The sequence below is a fragment of the Aquitalea sp. FJL05 genome, assembly GCF_003852595.1.
Taxonomy (GTDB): domain Bacteria; phylum Pseudomonadota; class Gammaproteobacteria; order Burkholderiales; family Chromobacteriaceae; genus Aquitalea; species Aquitalea aquatilis.
In genome coordinates, this window is sequence record NZ_QAJS01000018.1 from 156,094 (window position 1) to 175,112 (window position 19,019).

General features: G+C 62.2%; 16 protein-coding genes. All 16 read right to left on the reverse strand.

Annotation, left to right across the window (positions count from 1 at the left end):
* The 16 genes from ftsA to gatA all read right to left on the reverse strand — a co-directional run bounded on the left by ftsA (position 1) and on the right by gatA (position 18,951).
* Positions 1-1,212, reverse strand: coding sequence for a cell division protein FtsA (gene ftsA, locus DBR44_RS17280; RefSeq protein WP_220272880.1), 1,212 nt, complete (start codon positions 1,210-1,212; stop codon positions 1-3).
* A 46-nt stretch (positions 1,213-1,258) separates the two neighbouring features.
* A complete protein-coding gene (locus DBR44_RS17285) occupies positions 1,259-1,984 on the reverse strand; it encodes a cell division protein FtsQ/DivIB (RefSeq protein ID WP_059285654.1) in 726 nt (241 codons plus the stop codon).
* Positions 1,974-2,885, reverse strand: a complete 912-nt coding sequence (locus DBR44_RS17290) for a D-alanine--D-alanine ligase (protein WP_124645243.1) — start codon at positions 2,883-2,885, stop codon at positions 1,974-1,976. The genes DBR44_RS17285 and DBR44_RS17290 overlap by 11 nt, the downstream gene beginning before the upstream one ends.
* Before the next feature lie 53 nt (positions 2,886-2,938).
* On the reverse strand, positions 2,939-4,333 hold the full coding sequence (gene murC / locus DBR44_RS17295; protein ID WP_124645244.1) for a UDP-N-acetylmuramate--L-alanine ligase: 1,395 nt from the start codon (positions 4,331-4,333) through the stop codon (positions 2,939-2,941).
* A 39-nt stretch (positions 4,334-4,372) separates the two neighbouring features.
* Positions 4,373-5,461: an undecaprenyldiphospho-muramoylpentapeptide beta-N-acetylglucosaminyltransferase gene (gene murG / locus DBR44_RS17300; protein ID WP_124645245.1), complete on the reverse strand. Its 1,089-nt coding sequence runs from the start codon at positions 5,459-5,461 to the stop codon at positions 4,373-4,375.
* Between the two features lie 232 nt (positions 5,462-5,693).
* Positions 5,694-6,851 (reverse strand): putative lipid II flippase FtsW, encoded by a 1,158-nt coding sequence (ftsW, locus tag DBR44_RS17305; protein ID WP_124645246.1) that lies wholly within the window; start codon positions 6,849-6,851, stop codon positions 5,694-5,696.
* Positions 6,848-8,227 carry a UDP-N-acetylmuramoyl-L-alanine--D-glutamate ligase gene (gene murD / locus DBR44_RS17310; RefSeq protein ID WP_124645247.1) on the reverse strand — a complete coding sequence of 460 codons (1,380 nt, stop codon included), beginning with the start codon at positions 8,225-8,227 and terminating at the stop codon, positions 6,848-6,850. The genes ftsW and murD overlap by 4 nt, the downstream gene beginning before the upstream one ends.
* Positions 8,228-8,239: 12 nt before the next feature.
* On the reverse strand, positions 8,240-9,325 hold the full coding sequence (gene mraY, locus DBR44_RS17315; RefSeq protein WP_124645248.1) for a phospho-N-acetylmuramoyl-pentapeptide-transferase: 1,086 nt from the start codon (positions 9,323-9,325) through the stop codon (positions 8,240-8,242).
* 1 nt (position 9,326) lies between these two features.
* Complete coding sequence (gene murF / locus DBR44_RS17320; protein ID WP_124645249.1) at positions 9,327-10,703, reverse strand: UDP-N-acetylmuramoyl-tripeptide--D-alanyl-D-alanine ligase; 1,377 nt, start codon at positions 10,701-10,703, stop codon at positions 9,327-9,329.
* Positions 10,700-12,178, reverse strand: a complete 1,479-nt coding sequence (locus tag DBR44_RS17325) for a UDP-N-acetylmuramoyl-L-alanyl-D-glutamate--2,6-diaminopimelate ligase (protein WP_124645250.1) — start codon at positions 12,176-12,178, stop codon at positions 10,700-10,702. The genes murF and DBR44_RS17325 overlap by 4 nt, the downstream gene beginning before the upstream one ends.
* 11 nt (positions 12,179-12,189) lie before the next feature.
* Positions 12,190-13,941 carry a penicillin-binding protein 2 gene (locus tag DBR44_RS17330; protein WP_124645251.1) on the reverse strand — a complete coding sequence of 584 codons (1,752 nt, stop codon included), beginning with the start codon at positions 13,939-13,941 and terminating at the stop codon, positions 12,190-12,192.
* Complete coding sequence (gene ftsL, locus DBR44_RS17335) at positions 13,941-14,213, reverse strand: cell division protein FtsL (protein ID WP_059284568.1); 273 nt, start codon at positions 14,211-14,213, stop codon at positions 13,941-13,943. Before ftsL ends, DBR44_RS17330 begins: the two co-directional genes overlap by 1 nt.
* Positions 14,210-15,172, reverse strand: coding sequence for a 16S rRNA (cytosine(1402)-N(4))-methyltransferase RsmH (gene rsmH, locus DBR44_RS17340; RefSeq protein WP_124645252.1), 963 nt, complete (start codon positions 15,170-15,172; stop codon positions 14,210-14,212). Before rsmH ends, ftsL begins: the two co-directional genes overlap by 4 nt.
* A complete protein-coding gene (mraZ, locus tag DBR44_RS17345; protein WP_103522963.1) occupies positions 15,169-15,615 on the reverse strand; it encodes a division/cell wall cluster transcriptional repressor MraZ in 447 nt (148 codons plus the stop codon). Before mraZ ends, rsmH begins: the two co-directional genes overlap by 4 nt.
* A 392-nt stretch (positions 15,616-16,007) precedes the next feature.
* Complete coding sequence (gene gatB / locus DBR44_RS17350) at positions 16,008-17,435, reverse strand: Asp-tRNA(Asn)/Glu-tRNA(Gln) amidotransferase subunit GatB (protein WP_124645253.1); 1,428 nt, start codon at positions 17,433-17,435, stop codon at positions 16,008-16,010.
* 64 nt (positions 17,436-17,499) lie between these two features.
* Positions 17,500-18,951 (reverse strand): Asp-tRNA(Asn)/Glu-tRNA(Gln) amidotransferase subunit GatA, encoded by a 1,452-nt coding sequence (gene gatA, locus DBR44_RS17355; protein ID WP_124645254.1) that lies wholly within the window; start codon positions 18,949-18,951, stop codon positions 17,500-17,502.
* Positions 18,952-19,019 lie beyond the last annotated feature (68 nt).

Genomic DNA, 19,019 nt, shown 5'->3' on the forward strand with positions numbered 1-19,019 from the left:
TTAAAAATTCCCGGCGAACCAGGCCTTCATGCGGCCGAACAGATGGCCGACACCAGCGCTTTCCACTTTGGGACCGCTGTGGGTCTGGATCTGGTCCTTGCCGTACAACAACAGACCGACACCGGTGGAGAAGCGCGGGGTCTTCACCACTTCGGCCAGGCCGCCAACATACTTGGGCACGCCCACGCGCACCGGCATGTGGAACACTTCTTCTGCCAGTTCCACCATGCCCGGCATCAGGCTGGCTCCACCGGTCAGCACGATGCCGGAGGACAGCAGGTCTTCGAAGCCGCTGCGACGCAGCTCCTGCTGTACCAGCTGGAAGAGTTCTTCCACCCGTGGTTCCACCACTTCGGCCAGCGTGGCGCGCGACATCTGACGCGGACCGCGTTCGCCCACGCCCGGCACTTCGATCATCTGGCCCGGATCGGCCATGGTCACCAGCGCCACGGCGTGCTGGATCTTGATGTCTTCCGCTTCCTTGGTGGGAGTGCGCAGCGCCATGGCGATATCGTTGGTGATCTGGTCACCGGCAATCGGAATCACCGCGGTATGGCGGATGGCACCGTTGGCATACACCGCGATATCAGTGGTACCGCCACCGATATCGATCAGGCACACGCCCAGTTCCTTTTCGTCTTCCGACAGCACGGCAATGGCCGAGGCCATCGGCTGCAGCACCAGGTCGGACACTTCCAGACCGCAACGGCGCACGCACTTGGTGACGTTCTGCGCGGCAGACACGGCACCGCTGACGATATGCACCTTGGCTTCCAGGCGCACACCGCTCATGCCCAGCGGCTCGCGCACGCCTTCCTGGCCGTCGATGCTGTATTCCTGGGTCAGGATGTGCAGCACCTGGTGATCCGGCGGGATGGTGACGGCGCGTGCGGTTTCAATCACGCGCTCGATGTCCATCTGCATGACTTCGCGGTCCTTGATGGCCACCATGCCGTGCGAGTTGATGCTCTTGATGTGGCTACCGGCAATGCCGGCAAACACCTCGTGAATCTTGCAGTCGGCCATCAGCTCGGCCTCCTCCAGCGCACGCTGGATGGCCTGCACCGTGGACTCGATATTCACCACCATGCCGCGCTTCAGGCCGCGTGACGGGGTCTGGCCCATGCCGATGATGTTGAGCTGGCCGTCATCCAGAACTTCCGCGACAATCGCCACGATCTTGGATGTGCCGATGTCCAGGCCGACCAGCATGTTCTTGCTTTCCTTAGGTTTGCTCACCTGTCGCTCCAGCTTGGTATTACTTTTTCACTTGAGCCGGCGGGGCCTTGTAATCAGGCATCCGCACGGCAAATCCATTGGGGTAGCGCATATCCACGTAATCGATGTGGTAAGGCAGCGCTGCCAGCTTGTCTTTCCAGTACTGGGCGAATCGCTCCACCCGCAAATCCACGTCGCCACGCCCCAGATCCAGCTTGATGTCGTTATCCAGCCCAACCTGCCAGGCGCGGCGCGGTGACAGCCAGATGTCCTTGGGGGCCAGCCCCGTCGGCTTCAATCCCTGACGCAAACGCGCCAGCATGGCTGTCATGTCCTTTTCGGCCCCTGCCGGCCCGTAAAACACCGGCAGTTGCTGATCACTGGCGGCGTCGAAGCGGTCGCCATGGCTGTCTACCAGCCCGTTTTCGCCCCAGCGCGCCAGCGCCACATGTTCTTCCACTGCAATTTCCAGCGCATCCGGCCAGCGCCGGCGCACCTGGGCATCCCGCACCCAGGGCAACTTGCCGAATGCTGCCCGCGTCTTGTCGATGTCCAGCGTGAAGAAAGTCCCGGTCAGCTCATGCTCGGCAATGAAGCGCAGCTGCTCCGGCGTCACCCTTTTCATCTGTCCCTGGATCTGGATCTTCTTCACCGGAAACACCGGCGCATGCGTCACCCAGAATCCACCTGCATACATCAGCATCAGCAGCGAGGCACCCAGCAGGAAATTGGCCAGGCCTTTCAGCAGCTGATGGTTATCCCACATGCACCATATCCAGCACGTTCAGGCAGAGGTCCTCGTAGCTGATGCCCTGGGCGCGTGCGGCCATCGGCACCAGGCTGTGGCTGGTCATGCCCGGGTTGGTATTCACTTCCAGCAGATAGATGCCACCCTCCTCGTCCATCAGGAAGTCCACGCGGCCCCAGCCCTGGCCACCCAATACCCGGAAAGCCTGCAGGCACAGTGCGCGCGCGCGCTGTTCCACTTCTTCGCTCAGGCCGGACGGGCAGCGGTACACCGTGTCGTCGCGGAAATACTTGGCCTGGTAATCGTAATACTCGGTGGCCGGTTCGATCTTGATGGTGGGATAAGCCTGGCCATCAATCACGGCACAGGTGTATTCGCCACCGCCGACAAAGCGCTCGGCCAATACCAGCGGGTCGTACTTGCGAGCTTCGTCGAAGGCTGCTTTCAGCTCACCGGCCTGTTTTACCTTGGTCACACCGATACTGGAGCCTTCGGTCGCCGGCTTGACGAACAGCGGCAGGCCCAGCCGGGCTTCCACGGCAGCGAAGTCACTGTCTTCGTCCAGCAGTTCGAATTCCGGAATCGGCAAACCGGCACCGCGCCACAGCAGCTTGGTGCGCCATTTGTCCATGCAGATGGCCGAAGCCATCACCCCACAGCCGGTATACGGAATACCCAGCGTTTCCAGCGCACCTTGCAAAGTGCCGTCTTCACCAAATGGGCCGTGCAGGATGATGAATACGCGTTCGAAGCCTTCGTCCTTCAGCGCCGACAGCGGTTTGTCTGCCGGGTCGAAGGCGTGGGCGTCCACCCCGCGCGAGCGCAAGGCGCTGAGCACACCATTGCCGCTCATCAGCGAGATTTCGCGTTCGGCGGAGCTGCCGCCCATCATCACTGCCACTTTGCCGTACTGCTTCATTGCTCTTCCTTACTGGGAGGCTCGGGGCGCTCCCGCCAAAATTGGCCTGCTACTTACAGCTTGCCCGCCACCAGCTTGCCCGGCACGGCACCGATGGAGCCTGCCCCCATGGTGATGACCACATCGCCATCACGGGCGATGTCCATGATGGTTTGCGGCATGTCGGCAATCTGCTCGACAAACAGCGGTTCCACCTTGCCGGACACGCGCACGGCGCGGGCCAGCGCACGACCATCGGCCGCCACGATGGGGGCTTCGCCGGCGGCATACACTTCCGACAGCAACAGCGCATCCACGCCGTTTAATACCTTGACGAAATCTTCAAACAAATCACGGGTGCGGCTGTAACGGTGCGGCTGGAAGGCCAGCACCAGTCGCTTGTCCGGGAAGGCACCGCGCACGGCGGACAGGGTGGCGGCCATTTCCACCGGGTGGTGACCGTAGTCGTCCACCAGGGTGAAGCTGCCACCTGCCGGCAAGGCCACTTCACCGTAACGCTGGAAGCGACGGCCCACCCCGGCAAACTCGGCCAGACCACGCTGGATGGACGGGATGTCCGCGCCACACTCCAGACCAATGGCAATGGCCGACAGCGCATTGAGCACGTTGTGACGGCCCGGCAGGTTCAGCACCACCGGGAAAGAATGGCGTTGGCCGTTATTGACCACCACGTCGAAATGCATCTGGCCGCTGGCGGCCACCACGTTTTCGGCATAAATGTCGGCCGAATCGTCCAGGCCATAGGTGGTCACCGGCTTGGTGATGCGGCTGCGAATCTCGCGCACATTCGGGTCATCCACGCACAGCACGGCACGGCCATAAAACGGCAGGCGGTGCAGGAAGTCGACAAAAGCCTGCTTGAGCTTGTCGAAGCTGTGGTCGTAGGTGTCCATGTGGTCGGCGTCGATATTGGTGATCACCGCCATCACCGGCGTCAGGTGCAGGAAGGACGCGTCAGACTCGTCGGCCTCGGCCACCAGAAACTCGCCCGAACCCAGCTTGGCATTGCTGCCCGCTGCGGTCAGCTTGCCGCCAATCACAAAAGTGGGGTCCAGCCCGGCTGCCGCCAGCACCGAGGCCGTCAGGCTGGTGGTGGTGGTTTTGCCGTGGGTACCGGCAATGGCAATGCCCTGCTTGAAGCGCATCAGCTCGGCCAGCATCATGGCGCGCGGAATCACCGGAATGCGGCGCTCGCGGGCGCACAGCACTTCCGGGTTGTCTGCCTTCACCGCGGTGGAGGTCACCACCACATCGGCACCTTCCATATAGGTGGCGTCATGGCCAAAGAACACGCGTGCGCCCTGCGCGGCCAGGCGCTGGGTGGCGGCACCATCAGCCATGTCCGAACCGGACACGCTGTAACCCAGGTTCAGCAGAACCTCGGCGATGCCGCACATGCCGACACCACCGATGCCGACGAAGTGAATGTGTTTGACCCTGTGTTTCATGTTCTTTCTCGTTGCTTCCGGCCGCTTGTGGCTGCCGTATTACTGTTCGTCTGCCAGTGCCACACACAGATCGGCCACCCGGGCGGCTGCGCCCGGTCTGGCCAATGCATGGGCATGGCTGGCAAGTTCCAGCAGACGGGGCCGGTCAAGACCAGCCAGAACGTCTGCCAGCTTTTGTGCTGTCAATTCGCTTTGCGGCAGATGAATCGCCGCGCCTTCCGTCGCCATCCAGCTGGCGTTGTCGCGCTGATGCGCGGTGGTGGACACCACCAGCGGCACCAGAATGCTGGCGACACCAGCGGCACACAGCTCGCTCACCGTGATTGCACCGGCGCGGCAGATGATCAGGTCGCACTCGGCCAGCCGGCTGGGCATGTCATCGATAAACGGCAGCAGCGTCACATGCTGTTCCAGCCCGGCGGCACGGTAGGCGGCCTGTACTTCGGCGAAATTCGCCTCACCGGTCTGGTGGGTCAGCTGCGGGCGCTGTTCTGCCGGCAGCAGTGCCAGTGCCTGCGGCAGGGTCTGGTTCAGTACCCGCGCACCCAGGCTGCCACCCACCACCAGCACGCGCAGCGGACCGCTACGGCCGGCATAGCGTTGTGCCGGTGCCGGCAGGGCTTCGATTTCACGCCGTACCGGATTACCGGTGACCAGTGACTTGGCCACGCTTCTGGCGGCACTGCCGTCAAAGCCGCACACCAGCTTGCGGGCAAACGGCAGCAAGGCCTTGTTGCTCAGCAACAGGCTGGCATCGGCATTCACCAGCACCAGCGGCTTCCACAACAGGCCGCTCATCACCCCACCCGGCAAGCAGACATAGCCGCCCATGCCCAGCACCACATCCGGACGATGGCGAAACAACAGCTGCGCCGCACGCACAAAAGCCGCGCACAGCTGCAACACGCCCTTGAGCGAACCCAGCAGACCCTTGCCGCGCACACCATGAAAAGCCAGCCGCTCCAGCGGAATACCGGTAGGCGGTACCAGCTTGTTTTCCATGCCGCGCTCGGTACCCAGCCACACCACTTTCCAGCCGCGCTGTTGCAGCTCTTTGGCCACGGCAAGGCCGGGGACAATGTGTCCACCCGTACCGGCTGCCATTACCATGACCGTTCTGTTCGTCATCTTCATCAAACCTTGTAACCGCGCATGATGCGCTGTTTTAGCTTCGTCCTGCGGCCTCGCAGAAACCGCCGCCACCAGGCTTGCGCCCTTACGCGCCTGTCGGCGCTTGTCCTGCGTGACTACACTTTGTAGCCGCCCTTCGCTCCGGTTTTAGCTTCGGCCTTTGGCCTCGCAGAAACCGCCGCCACCGGGCTTGCGCCCTCACGCGCCTGTCGGCGCTTGTCCTGCGCGGCTACACTTTGTAGCCGCGCATGATGCGGCGGTTTTCATAGTCAACCCGCAGCAGCACGGCCATCGCCACCAGATTCATCAACATGGCCGAACCACCAAACGACATCAGCGGCAGGGTGAGGCCCTTGGTGGGCAGCAGACCCATGTTCACGCCGATGTTGAAAAACACCTGAATGCCCAACCAGATACCCAGCCCCTGCGCCACCAGCGCCTGGAAGAAGCGCTCCAGCTTTTTCGATTCCACGCCGATGTGAAACGCACGGCGCACGATCCAGGCATACAGGCCGATCACCACGCAGATGCCGGCAAAGCCGAATTCTTCCGAAATCACCGCCATGATGAAGTCGGTATGGGCCTCGGGCAGGTAGAACAGCTTTTCAATGCTGGAGCCCAGCCCCACGCCATACCATTCACCCCGGCCGATGGCGATCAGCGAATGCGACAGCTGGTAGCCCTTGCCATAGGGGTCGTCCCACGGGTCCATGAAACCCAGCACCCGCTTCAGGCGATACGGCGAGGAGATAATCAGCAGCACGATGGCCACCGCTGCCATCACCGCCAGCCCGGAGAAGATGCGCATATTGATGCCGCCCAGGAACAGCACGCCCATGGCGATGGACATCACCACCATCAGCGCGCCGAAGTCCGGCTCGCGCAGCAACAGGAAGGCCACCGCCACCATGGCGGCGAACATCGGCGCAAAGCCTTCTTTCAGGCTGTGCAGCTTGTGGGTCTTGCGCACGGTGTAGTCGGCGGCATAGATCACCGTGGCAAACTTCATGATTTCCGACGGCTGCAGGTTCAACACGAACAGGTTGATCCAGCGGCGCGAACCATTCACCACCCGGCCGATGCCGGGGACCAGCACCAATACCAGCAGTACGATGCCCAACAGGAACAGCTTGCCGGCGTACTTTTGCCAGATACGGGTGGGTACCTGAAACAGGATGTAGGAAGCGCTCAGGCCGATCACCATGAAGATGACGTGGCGGATCAGATAGAAGTAGCGGTTCTGCGTGGCGGCATCGGCTTCGGCATAGGCAATCGACGCGGAGTACACCATTACCAGGCTGATGGACAACAGCAGGGCCAGGGCCCAGGCCAGGGCCTCGTCAAAAGGTTTGATGGCGGTATAGCGGCGCGCCGAGTGCACGATCATGGCTGCCCCTTTCCGACCGCAGCGGCCTTGATTTCCGCCACGGTATCGATGAATACCTGGGCGCGATGGGCATAGTTGCGGAACATGTCCAGGCTGGCACAGGCCGGCGACAGCAACACCACATCGCCCGGCTGAGCCAGCTGTGCCGCAGCGCGGGTGGCGTCTTCCAGCGTGGCGCAATCCTGCAGCGGCACACCGCTATCCGCCAGTGCGGCGCGGATACGACCGGCGTCGCGGCCGATCAGCAGCACGGCGCGGGCAATGCGCTGGCAGGCCGGCAACAGCGGGCTGAAATCCTGGCCCTTGCCGTCACCACCGGCAATCAGCACCACACGGCGCGTCATGCCATTGAGGGCCGCTTCGGTGGCACCGACATTGGTACCCTTGGAATCGTCAATCCAGGCGATATCGTTGAACTCATCCACCAGTTCCACGCGATGTGCCAGGCCCTGGAAGCTTTGCAGGCCTTGCAGCAAGGCGGCACGGTCCAGCCCGATGCTGTCGCACAAGGCCAGCGCGGCCAGTGCATTGGCGGCATTGTGCAGGCCTTGCAGTTGCAGACTGGCTTGCGGCAGCACAGCCTCGCCCTGCGCGCTCAGCCAGTATTCGCCCTGTTGCTGCAGCAGGCTGTATTCCACCGGCTGCTTCAACGAGAACCATTTCACAACATGGCCGGGGCGCACCATGGCCGGGGCCAGGATGTCGTCGCGGTTCAGCACCTGCACCCCCAGACCATTGAACACGGCGGTCTTGGCGTGGGCGTAATCCAGCAGGTCGTGGTAGCGATCCAGATGGTCTTCGGAAATATTCAGCACCGTGGCAGCATCCGCCGCGAGGCTGTAAGTGGTTTCCAGCTGGAAGCTGGACAACTCTAATACCCACACATCCGGCTGCTTGCCGGACTGTTCGCGCTCCAGCAGGGCTTCCAGCACCGCCAGGCCGATATTGCCGGCCACGATGGTATCCAGCCCGGCCTGCTGGCATAGATGGCCAACCAGACTGGTGACGGTGGTCTTGCCATTGGAGCCGGTGATGGCAATAATCTTGCTGGCATGACCCTTGATGGCACGGGCCAGCAGTTCCACATCACCCACCACTTCGCCACCGGCACGGCGGAAAGCATCAATGGCGGGGGTTTTCAGCGGTACGCCGGGGCTGAGCACCAGCATGTCGACGCCGGCAAAGGTGCTGGCATCAAATGCGCCGCTACGCAATTCCGCCGTCGGCACATCTTGCAGCAGCTGGGCCACGCGCTCAGGCGCGGGCTTGCTATCGGCCACCACCACGCGTGCGCCGTGGGCAGCCAGATAGCGCGCGGCAGCCAGCCCCGAGCCTCCCAGCCCCACTACCGCGATGTGACGATCAGCAAAGTCCATGAGCCCTTATCCTTAACGCAATTTCAGTGAAGCGAGGCCGGCCAGCACCAGCATCATGGTGATGATCCAGAAACGCACGACAACCTGGGTTTCTTTCCAGCCCTTCAATTCGTAGTGGTGATGCAGCGGAGCCATGCGGAACACCCGCTTGCCGGTGAGCTTGAACGAGGTCACCTGAATCATCACCGACAGCGCTTCCATCACGAACAGGCCGCCCATGATGAACAGCACGATTTCCTGCCGTACGATCACCGCTACCGTGCCCAGCGCTGCGCCCAGTGCCAGCGCGCCCACGTCGCCCATGAATACCTGGGCCGGATAGGCGTTGAACCACAGAAAGCCCAGACAGGCCCCGCAAATAGCGGCGCAGAACACCACGACCTCATGCGCGCCTGGGATGAAGGGCAGGCCCAGATAACGGGAAAACACCACGTGGCCAGCTACGTAGGCAAAGATGGACAGACCGGAGGCCACCATCACTACCGGCAGCGCCGCCAGACCATCCAGACCATCTGTCAGGTTGACGGCATTGGAGGTACCGACGATCACCAGATAGGTCAGCACGCAGAAGCCCACCACGCCCAGCGGGTAGGCCACGGTCTTAAAGAAGGGCACGATGAATTCGGTGGAGGCCGGCAGCTTGGCGGTGGCAATCAGAAACACACCGGCGGCAATGGCAATGGTGGATTGCCAGGCCATCTTGAACTTGGCCGACACCCCTTTCGGGTCCTTGTACACCACCTTGCGCCAGTCGTCGTAAAAGCCCAGCGCACCGGTACCCAGCATCACCGCCAGCAGCAGCCAGACGTATTTGTTGGACAGGTCGGCCCACAGCAGGGTGGTGATGGTGATGGACAGCAGGATCAGCGAACCGCCCATGGTCGGCGTACCGGCCTTGACCAGATGGGTCTGCGGACCATCGTTGCGGACCGCCTGGCCGACTTTCAGTTCGGTCAGTTTGCGGATCACCCACGGCCCCATCAGCAGCGAGATGGTCAGCGAAGTCAGCGCCGCCATCACCGCGCGCAGGGTGACGTAGAACACAACGTTAAAGGTCCGGATATGAGAACCCAGCAATTCAGCTAGCCAGAGCAGCACCTTACACTCCCTCTTCTTGTTGTTTTGCGGTCGTCAGGTGTTCCACCACCCGTTCCATACGCATGAAGCGTGAACCCTTCACCAGCACCGAGGCTCCCGCTTGCAAATTGGCACCCAGCCAGCTGGCCAGCGCCGCGAAATCATCAAAACTCTGCGCGCCGTCGCCATAAGCCGCGGCGGCGTGACGGCTGAGCTCGCCCAGCGTCACCAGTTGGGCAATGCCGCGCTGGCGGGCGTGTTCGCCCACTTCGCGATGCAGTTGCGCGGCCGACTCGCCCAGCTCGCCGATATCACCCATCACGAAGCAGTGCGGTGCCGGCAGACGGGCCAGCACATCGATACCGGCTTTCATCGAATCCGGATTGGCGTTGTAGCTGTCGTCGATCACCACGCCGCCATGCAGGCCGGCCTTCTGCTGCAGACGGCCCTTGGCATTGCCAAAAGCGGCCAGACCGGCAGCGATGGTGACCAGCGGCACCTCCAGCGCCAGCGCAATGGCGGCCGCAGCCAGCGCGTTGCGCACATTGTGCTCGCCCGGTGCCGGCAGGCTGATGGCCTGCTCGCCCTGCGGACTGCACAGGGTGAAACTGCTGTCCAGCGCCTGCAGGCTGATATCCGTGGCGCGGATGTCGGCAGGCTGTTGCAGGCCGAAGCTGCACACGCGGTGCTTGCCGGCAGCCGTACGGAACAGCGCGACATTGGCGTCGTCGGCATTGACGATGGCCACGCCATCTTCCGGCAGACCGAGGAAAATCTCGGCCTTGGCCCGCGCCACATCGGTGGTGTCGGCGAAATAACCGAAATGCGCACGCATGGCATTGTTGACCAGTGCCACTTGCGGCCGGGCCAGGCCAGTCAGGTAAGTCAGCTCGCCGTGATGGTTCATGCCCATTTCCAGCACCGCATAGCGATGGGCGGCAGTCAGCCCTAGCAGGGTCAGCGGCAGGCCGATGTCGTTGTTGAAGTTGCCGGCGGTGGCATGCACGGCGTCGGCTCCGGCATGGGTCTTGAGAATGGTGGCAACCATTTCCTTGACCGTGGTCTTGCCATTGGAGCCGGTAATGCCGATGCGCAATGCCGGCTGCAGCGCAGCCCAGCCGGCCGCCAGCCGGCCCAGTGCCAAGCGGGTGTCGTCCGCCCGGATCAGGCGGGCACCTTCCAGTACAAAACTGTTATCCACCAGTGCGGCAGCAGCACCACGGGCCAGCACATCGGCCACGAAATCATGGGCATCAAAACGCTCGCCCTTGAGCGCGACAAACAGGTCGCCCGGCTGCACGGCACGGCTATCGGTGACCACGCGGGCCAGACGCGCCTGTCCGTCGCCACCCGTCAGGATGCCGCCAGCCAGTTGTGCCGCCTGTTGCAGGGTCATCATGCCCGGTCTCCCCAGGCCGTCAGTGCTTCTTCGGCAATGCGGAAGTCGGAGAACGGGTGCTTGACCCCGGCGATGTCCTGGTATTCCTCGTGGCCTTTGCCAGCGACGAGCACGATATCGCCAGCCTGCGCCTGGGCGACTGCCCAGTGAATGGCGGCGGCACGGTCTGCCTCGACATGGCCCGGGTGGCTCATGCCAGCCAGAATGTGTTCGATGATGGTTTGCGGGGTTTCGGTGCGCGGATTGTCGCTGGTCACCACGGCCACATCGGCAATGCGTTCGGCGATTTCGCCCATCATCGGGCGCTTGCCCGGATCGCGGTCACCACCGCAGCCGAATACGCAATACAGCTTGCTGCCGGCCGGGCGGATATCCGCCAAGGTAGCCAGCGCCTTTTCCAGCGCGTCCGGCGTGTGGGCGTAGTCGATTACCACCAGCGGCTCGTGGCTGCCGCCTATGCTCTGCATGCGGCCGCGTGCCGGCTGGATGCGCGCCATGACTGCAGCCGCATCGGCCAGGCTGACACCGTTGACACACAAGGTGGCCAGACAAGCCAACAGATTGCTGGCATTGAAACGGCCCACCAAGCCGGTACGCACGTCCACCTCGCCCCACGGCGTGGTCACCTGCAAGTGCAGGCCGTCCAGATTGGCAGTGAGGCTGAGCGGACGTACATCGCCCTGCGTCAGCCCGTAGCTCACGACCTTGGTCTGGCTGGCGTCGATGTCCTGCACCAGCTGGCGGCCAAACGGGTCATCAACATTGATGACCGCATGCTTGAGGCCTTCCCAGTGGAACAGCTTGGCCTTGGCCGCACCGTAGGCTTCCATGCTGCCGTGGTAGTCCAGATGGTCGCGGGTCAGATTGGTAAACACCGCCGTGGCGAAGCTGACACCATTGACACGCGACTGGTCCAGCCCGTGGCTGGACACTTCCATGGTCACCACGTGCGCACCCTGGCGACGGTATTCAGCCAGTTTCTGCTGCACGGTGACCGGGTCCGGCGTGGTGTGGGTGGTTTCGGTCAGTTCGCCATAAAAACCATTACCCACAGTACCGATCAGCGCGGCTTTCTGCCCCAGCAGGGAAAATGCCTGCGCCAGCCAGTGGGAAATCGAAGTCTTGCCGTTGGTGCCGGTAATGCCGATCACCGTCATCGCCAGGCTGGGCTGACCATAGACATGGGCGGCCACCATGCCGGCGCGCTCGCGCAGCGCCGGTACCGGCAGATTGGGCAGATCCCATTCCGGCTTCCAGGCAAACCCGTCAGCGCTATCCCACAGCACGGCTGCGGCACCTTTTCCCAGTGCAGCAGGAATGAAATCGCGGCCATCAGCGTACTCGCCGTGGCAGGCCAGGAAGATATCTCCGGGCAGCACACGGCGGCTGTCAGCCTCGACCCGTTTGAGGGGGAGGCCCAGCTGGTTCAGTTGTGCCGGATCCCAGTCCGGCAAGCTTGTCAGGCGACTTTTCATGTTCTGTTTCTTCAAAAATCCGCAGGGACCGGGGTCGAGTCCGGCAGCAAGCTGTTGTTGGACGGCTCGTCCGGCTGCACATTCAGCACGCGCAGCGCGCCGCCAGCCACCTGGGAAAACACCGGCGCAGAAATGGCGCCGCCGTAGTATTTGCCGGCCGTGGGTTCGTCGATCATCACGGCCACGATGAGTTTGGGGTTCTTGCCCGGGGCAAAGCCCATGAACAGGGCGCGGTGCTTGTTGGCCACATAGGTGCGCCCTTCCAGCTTGCGCGCCGTGCCGCTCTTGCCGCCTATGCTGTAACCGATGATGCGGCCACCGACAGCACCGCCACCCGGCTCGCTGTTGGCCACCAGCAGGTCATGCATTTCGTGCGAGGTTTTCTCGCTCAGCACACGCTTGCCCGGCATGGGGGTGCTGGTCTTGTACAGCGAGATGGGCAGCATCACACCATCATTGGTAAAAATGGTATAAGCCCGCGCCATCTGGAGCAGGCTGACCGATACGCCGTAGCCGAAGGACATGGTGGCCTGTTCGATGGGCCGCCAGCTTTTCCAGTCGCGCAGACGGCCTGCCGCCTCGCCGGGAAAACCGGTATTGGGCGGGCGGCCAAAGCCCAAGGAATCGTAATAAGTCCAGAAATCCTGCGGCGAATTGAGCAATGCCAGCTTGCTGGTACCCACATTGGACGACTTCTGGATGATGCCCAGAATATTCAGGCTGGGCTGGGCCGATACGTCGCGGATGGTGGCCGGGCCGATCATGTAGCTGTGGGTGTCCAGCACGGTGTTGACGTTGGCCTTGCCGTGTTCCAGCGCCAAAGAGATCGACAGCGGCTTCATGGTGGAGCCAGGTTCGAACAGGTCAATCACCGCGCGGTTACGCAACATTTCCGGCGTGGTACCGACCCGGTTGTTCGGATTGAAGGAGGGGTAGTTGGCCAGCGCCAGCAGTTCTCCGGTCTTGGCATCCAGCACGACCACACTGCCGGCCTTGGCCTTGTTCTCTTCTACTGCCGCCTTGATTTCACGATAAGCCAGGTACTGGATGCGATGATCCACCGCCAGTGCCAGCGTCTGGCCATCTCGGGGCGGTTCGATGGCGGCCACATCCTCGATGATGTGGCCACGGCGATCCTTGATCACCACACGGCGACCATCCTTGCCGGACAGCATTTTTTCGCGCGCCAGCTCTACGCCTTCCTGGCCTTTGCCGTCCACCCCGGTAAAACCGATGATGTGGGAAATGATTTCCCCGGCCGGATAGAAGCGGCGGTATTCCTGCTGCTTGGCGATGCCGGGAATGCCCAGAGCAATCACCTTGTCTGCCACTTCAGGATTGATCTGACGCTTGATGTAGACGAATTCTTTCTTGCGGTCAGACAGCTTGGTGGCCAGTTCTTCCGGCGCCATGTCCAGCAGCTTGCCCAGATCACGCAGCTTGGCCGGCGGCACCGGCTCCATGTCGGCCGGGCTGGCCCAGATGGTTTGCACCGGCGAGCTGATGGCCAGCGGTTCGCCATTGCGGTCGGTAATCACCCCGCGGTTGGCCTCCAGCGTCATGGCGCGACGGAAACGCGCCTCACCCTGGCCTTGCAGGAAGTCCTGCTGCACCACTTGCAGGTAAATGGCACGGCCAATCAGCGCCAGAAACAGCAGGCCCAGCATCACCAGCACAAAACGCACACGCCCTGCCGTCATTTTCAGGGCAGGGCTGGCATCGGCAAGGCGTTCACGCTGATGGGCGGAGTAGCTGGTGCGCATCAGGCACCTCCCCGGGCAGAGATCACCTGGATCTGGCGTGGATCCGGTGTGTGCATGCCCAGCCGCGTACTGGCGGCCTTTTCAATCACCGCGTGTGCACCCCAGGTACTTTGCTCCAGTTGCAGCTGGCCAAACTCCACCTCCAGCTGCTGGGCGGACTTCTGCTCTTTCTGCAGGTCGCTGTACAGCCTGCGCGATACGTGCTGCGAGGTGACCACCGACCAGGCGGACACCACGACCAGCACCAGAAGGATCGCGCACAGGCGGTTCATGCATCCCCCTCCCGCCACGGCGCGGCGGTACGTTCGGCGATACGCATGATGGCACTGCGCGAACGGGCGTTTTCACGCACCTCTTCCGCGCTGGCGCGCACCGGCTTGCCCACGGTTTCCAGTGGCGGGCGGGCCATTTCGTCGGCACGCACCATTACCCAGGTGGGCAGCTTTTCCACGCTGCTGGCATCGCGCAGGTATTGTTTGACGATACGGTCTTCCAGCGAGTGAAAGCTGATGATGGCCAGCCGGCCGCCCTCAGCCAGATGACGGGCCGCTTGCGGCAACACCGCTTTCAGCTCGTCCAGCTCGCGGTTCACAAAGATCCGGATCGCCTGGAAGGTCCGCGTGGCTGGGTCCTGACCCGGTTCCCGAGTACGGACGTTTTGCCCAACGAGCAGGGCGAGCTCACGCGTGGTCTGGAGGGGAGCGAGCTCCCGTTGCGCAACAATGGCTGCTGCGATCTTGCGAGCAAACCGCTCTTCACCATAAGTCTTGATGACCTCTTTGATTTCGTCTTCTTCCGCAGTAGCCAGCCACTGGGCGGCAGTGATGCCGCGGGTGGTGTCCATGCGCATGTCCAGCGGTGCATCGAAGCGGAAACTGAAGCCGCGACGCCCGTCGTCGATCTGTGGCGAGGACACGCCCAGATCCATCAATACACCGTCCACCACGGCCACACCCAAGCGGGCCAGCTCCTGCCCCAGGGTCTCGAAACCGTTGTGAACAATGGTAAAACGACTGTCTTCTGCCGCCAGCTTGTCAGCTTCGGCAATGGCTTCCAGATCCTTGTCGAAGGCAATCAGGCGGCCTTGCGGCCCCAGCTGCGACAGGATGAGCCGGCTGTGGCCACCGCGACCAAAGGTGCAGTCCACATACACGCCATCAGGCTTGATGGCGAGCGCGGCTACAGCTTCGGCTAGCAGCACCGTGCGGTGCACGTACGGGGTGGAACTCACAGGGTAAAGTCTCCAAGATGTTGTGCCAGATCGGCTTGGTCGATGGCCAGTGCTTCCGTGGTCTGGCTGTCCCACTCCTCGGCATTCCACAGCTCGAAGCGGTTGCCCATGCCCACCAGCGCCACGTCCTTGTCCAGACCGACCAGTTCGCGCAGGCGGGAAGGCAGCAAGATGCGTCCGGCGCTGTCCATGTCCAGCGTTTCCGCGTGGCCAAGCACGAGGCGCTGGTAGCGTTTCAGCGTGGGATTGCCGGTGGGAAGTGCGAGCAGACGGGCTTCAACCGGACGCCAGTTAGGTTCTGGGTAAATCAGCAGATGGTCGGGGGATTCGAGGGTGACAACCAGCTTGTGCCCGAACGCGGACAGCAGTGTCTCACGGTGTCTGGCCGGAATGGCCAAACGACCCTTGCTATCAAGAGAGACAATACTGACGCCGCCGATCATGAGCTGGACACCACCGCTGAAAGTTGAGGGGCCGTCGCCCCACTTTTACCCACTTCACCCCACATTTCGCCACTATAAGAAAGAACTTCATTACGGTCAACATCACTCGGCGCTAATTCACCTTTTGCGACAATGACTTAGCGACAGCCTCAAAAAGCGCTTTCCGTGTCAAATCAGTGGGTTAATACCGGCAGTCAAAGTGAGCTATGAGCTGAAATGGTGCGGGAAGACAACACAATGATTTTTCCATGACAATCAAATGCCAGGCGGTGGCCAGTCCGGAAAAACAGCAGGGGGCAGTTAAAATTGTCCATTTAAACTGCAAAAACAGAACGGCATGCCGCAGCATGCCGTTCGCTGAACACCGCCGACAGGGAATAGCGGCGGGTGAATCAGGCCAGTTTCTGTTTCAGGATGTCCTGCACCTGAGCCGGATTGGCCTTGCCCTTGGAAGCCTTCATCACCTGGCCGGCCAGCGCGTTGAGCGCCTTTTCCTTGCCGGCACGGAATTCCTCTACCGCCTTAGGGTTGGCGGCGATGGCTTCTTCCACCATTTTTTCGATGGCACCTACGTCGGACACCTGCTTCAAGCCATCGCGCTCGATGATGGCATCGGCAGTCAGCTCGCTGTCCCACAGTGCATCGAACACCTGCTTGGCCAGTTTGCTGGACAAGGTGTTGTCAGCAATACGCTGGATCAGGCCGGTCAGACGCTCGGCAGCAATCGGACAAGCGCCAATGTCCTTGCCATCGCGGTTCAGACGGGCGGCGATTTCGCCATTCACCCAGTTGGCCGCCAGCTTGCCCTGACCGGAGGCCTGGGCCACGGCTTCGAAGTATTCCGCCGTGGCGCGGCTGCCGGTCAAGAGTGCGGCATCGTAGGACGACACGCCGAAGGCTTCGACAAAGCGGGCCTTCATCGCAGCCGGCAGCTCCGGCATTTCGCTGCGGATGCGTTCGATCTGCTCGTCGGCAATGCGAACCGGCAGCAGGTCTGGATCGGGGAAGTAGCGGTAATCGTGCGCGTCTTCCTTGCTACGCATCATGCGGGTTTCGCCGCTATCCGGGTCGAACAGCACGGTCGCCTGCTCCACGCGGCCGCCATCTTCCAGGGTGTCGATCTGCCACTGGATTTCGTACTTGATGGCCTGCTCCAGAAAGCGGAAGGAGTTCAGGTTCTTGATCTCGCGGCGGGTACCGTACTCTTGCTGACCAAACGGGCGCACCGAGACGTTGGCATCCACGCGGAAGCTGCCTTCCTGCATATTGCCGTCGCAAATGCCCAGCCACATCACCAGGCCGTGCAGGGCGCGGGCATAGGCTACGGCTTCTTCCGGCGAGCGCATGTCCGGCTCGGACACCACTTCCAGCAAGGGAGTGCCTGCGCGGTTGAGGTCGATGCCGGTCATGCCACTGAAATCTTCATGCAGCGATTTGCCGGCATCTTCTTCCATGTGGGCGCGGGTCAGCTTGACCAGCTTCTCTTCCTCGCCCACCAGAATCGGCAGCACGCCGCCTTCGACAATCGGCAGCTCCATCTGGCTGATCTGGTAGCCCTTGGGCAGATCGGGGTAGAAGTAGTTTTTCCGCGCAAACACGTTCTTCTGGTTGATCTTGGAGCCCAAGGCCAAACCCAGGCGGATGGCTTTTTCCACCACGGCCTTGTTCAGCACCGGCAGTACGCCGGGGAAGGCCAGTTCCACGGCCGAGGCCTGGGTGTTCGGTTCGGCACCGAAGGCGGTGCTGGTACCGGAAAAAATCTTGGTAGCGGTGTTGAGCTGCACATGCACCTCAAGACCGATGACGACTTCCCATTTCATCGCGGAGAAATCCTTTTGCTATGCCGACAGGGGCCGGCGCGGTGCCGCCCCTGTGCGGTCTTGATTACAGGGCGGGAGCGCGGGTGTGCCAGTCGGTAGCCAACTGGAACTGGTGCGCCACATTCAGCATTTTTGCTTCGCCAAAATAATTGCCGATGATCTGCAAACCTACCGGACGGCCACGGCGGTCGAAACCGGCCGGCACGCTCATGCCGGGCAGGCCGGCGAGGTTGACCGACAAGGTGTAGATGTCAGACAGGTACATCTGTACCGGATCGCCAGACTTCTCGCCGATATTGAAAGCGGCAGTCGGTGCCACCGGCCCCAGAATCACGTCGCACTGCTCGAATGCAGCCTTGAAGTCGTTGGCGATCAGACGGCGGATCTTTTGCGCCTTCAGATAGTAGGCGTCGTAATAGCCGTGCGACAGCACATAGCTGCCCACCAAGATGCGGCGCTTCACCTCCGCGCCAAAGCCTTCCGCGCGGGTTTTCTCGTACATGTCCACCAGGTCCTTGTACTCGGCAGCCCGATGGCCATAACGCACGCCGTCAAAGCGCGACAGGTTGGTGGAGGCTTCGGCCGGGGCGATCACGTAGTAAGCCGGAATCGACAGCTCGGTATTGGGCAGGCTGATGTCCACCACCTGTGCGCCCTGCTTTTTCAGCTCGGCTACCGCATCGGCGATGACCTTGGCCACATCGGCATCCAGGCCATCGGCAAAATACTCGCGCGGCAGACCGACGCGCAGGCCGGCCAGCGGCTGGTTCAGATCGCGGGTGTAGTCTTCGCGGGCACGTTCCAGGCTGGTGGAATCGCGCTCGTCAAAGCCGGCCATCACGTTCAGCATCAGCGCGCAGTCTTCGGCGGTCTGGGCAATCGGGCCGCCCTGATCCAGCGAAGAGGCATAAGCCACCATGCCATAACGCGAGACCACGCCATAAGTCGGCTTGATGCCGGTCACGCCGCAGTGGCTGGCTGGCTGGCGGATGGAGCCGCCGGTATCGGTGGCGGTGGCCACCGGCGTCAGGCGGGCGGCGACCGCAGCGGCCGAGCCACCGGACGAGCCGCCCGGAATGGCGTTCAGATCCCACGGGTTTTTCACTGCGCCGTAGTAGCTGTTTTCATTGGACGAGCCCATGGCGAATTCGTCCATATTGGCGCGGCCCAGCGTCACCAGGCCGGCGGCATTGCACTGCTCCACCACATGCGCGCTGTAGGGCGAGATGAAGTTGTCCAGCATCTTCGAGCCGCAGCTGGTTTTCCAGCCCTGCTGACAGAAGATGTCCTTGTGCACCATCGGCACGCCGGTGAGCAGGCCGGCCTGGCCAGCGGCGCGGGCGGCATCGGCAGCAGCGGCATCGGCCAGGGTGCGGGCACGGTCCACGGTAATGAAGGCATTCAGCTGCGGGTTCAGCGCCTCGATGCGGTCGAGGTAGTGCGTGGCCAATTCCACGCTCGACACCTCGCCCGCCGCCAGTTGTTGCGACAGTTGCTTGAGGGTGGCGTTCGTCATTTTGTCTTGATATCCGGTTAAGCTGGGATCAGTGAGCGGGTGTGCCTGCCATGGCAGGACGGCAGAAC

What these genes read in the sequence shown, in the direction of transcription:
- ftsA (WP_220272880.1), bottom strand. Translation starts at nt 1,212, where the DNA reads ATGCTGGTCGGCCTGGACATCGGCACATCCAAGATCGTGGCGATTGTC.
- DBR44_RS17285 (WP_059285654.1), bottom strand. Translation starts at nt 1,984, where the DNA reads ATGTGGGATAACCATCAGCTGCTGAAAGGCCTGGCCAATTTCCTGCTG.
- DBR44_RS17290 (WP_124645243.1), bottom strand. Translation starts at nt 2,885, where the DNA reads ATGAAGCAGTACGGCAAAGTGGCAGTGATGATGGGCGGCAGCTCCGCC.
- murC (WP_124645244.1), bottom strand. Translation starts at nt 4,333, where the DNA reads ATGAAACACAGGGTCAAACACATTCACTTCGTCGGCATCGGTGGTGTC.
- murG (WP_124645245.1), bottom strand. Translation starts at nt 5,461, where the DNA reads ATGACGAACAGAACGGTCATGGTAATGGCAGCCGGTACGGGTGGACAC.
- ftsW (WP_124645246.1), bottom strand. Translation starts at nt 6,851, where the DNA reads ATGATCGTGCACTCGGCGCGCCGCTATACCGCCATCAAACCTTTTGAC.
- murD (WP_124645247.1), bottom strand. Translation starts at nt 8,227, where the DNA reads ATGGACTTTGCTGATCGTCACATCGCGGTAGTGGGGCTGGGAGGCTCG.
- murF (WP_124645249.1), bottom strand. Translation starts at nt 10,703, where the DNA reads ATGATGACCCTGCAACAGGCGGCACAACTGGCTGGCGGCATCCTGACG.
- DBR44_RS17325 (WP_124645250.1), bottom strand. Translation starts at nt 12,178, where the DNA reads ATGAAAAGTCGCCTGACAAGCTTGCCGGACTGGGATCCGGCACAACTG.
- DBR44_RS17330 (WP_124645251.1), bottom strand. Translation starts at nt 13,941, where the DNA reads ATGCGCACCAGCTACTCCGCCCATCAGCGTGAACGCCTTGCCGATGCC.
- ftsL (WP_059284568.1), bottom strand. Translation starts at nt 14,213, where the DNA reads ATGAACCGCCTGTGCGCGATCCTTCTGGTGCTGGTCGTGGTGTCCGCC.
- mraZ (WP_103522963.1), bottom strand. Translation starts at nt 15,615, where the DNA reads ATGATCGGCGGCGTCAGTATTGTCTCTCTTGATAGCAAGGGTCGTTTG.
- gatB (WP_124645253.1), bottom strand. Translation starts at nt 17,435, where the DNA reads ATGAAATGGGAAGTCGTCATCGGTCTTGAGGTGCATGTGCAGCTCAAC.
- gatA (WP_124645254.1), bottom strand. Translation starts at nt 18,951, where the DNA reads ATGACGAACGCCACCCTCAAGCAACTGTCGCAACAACTGGCGGCGGGC.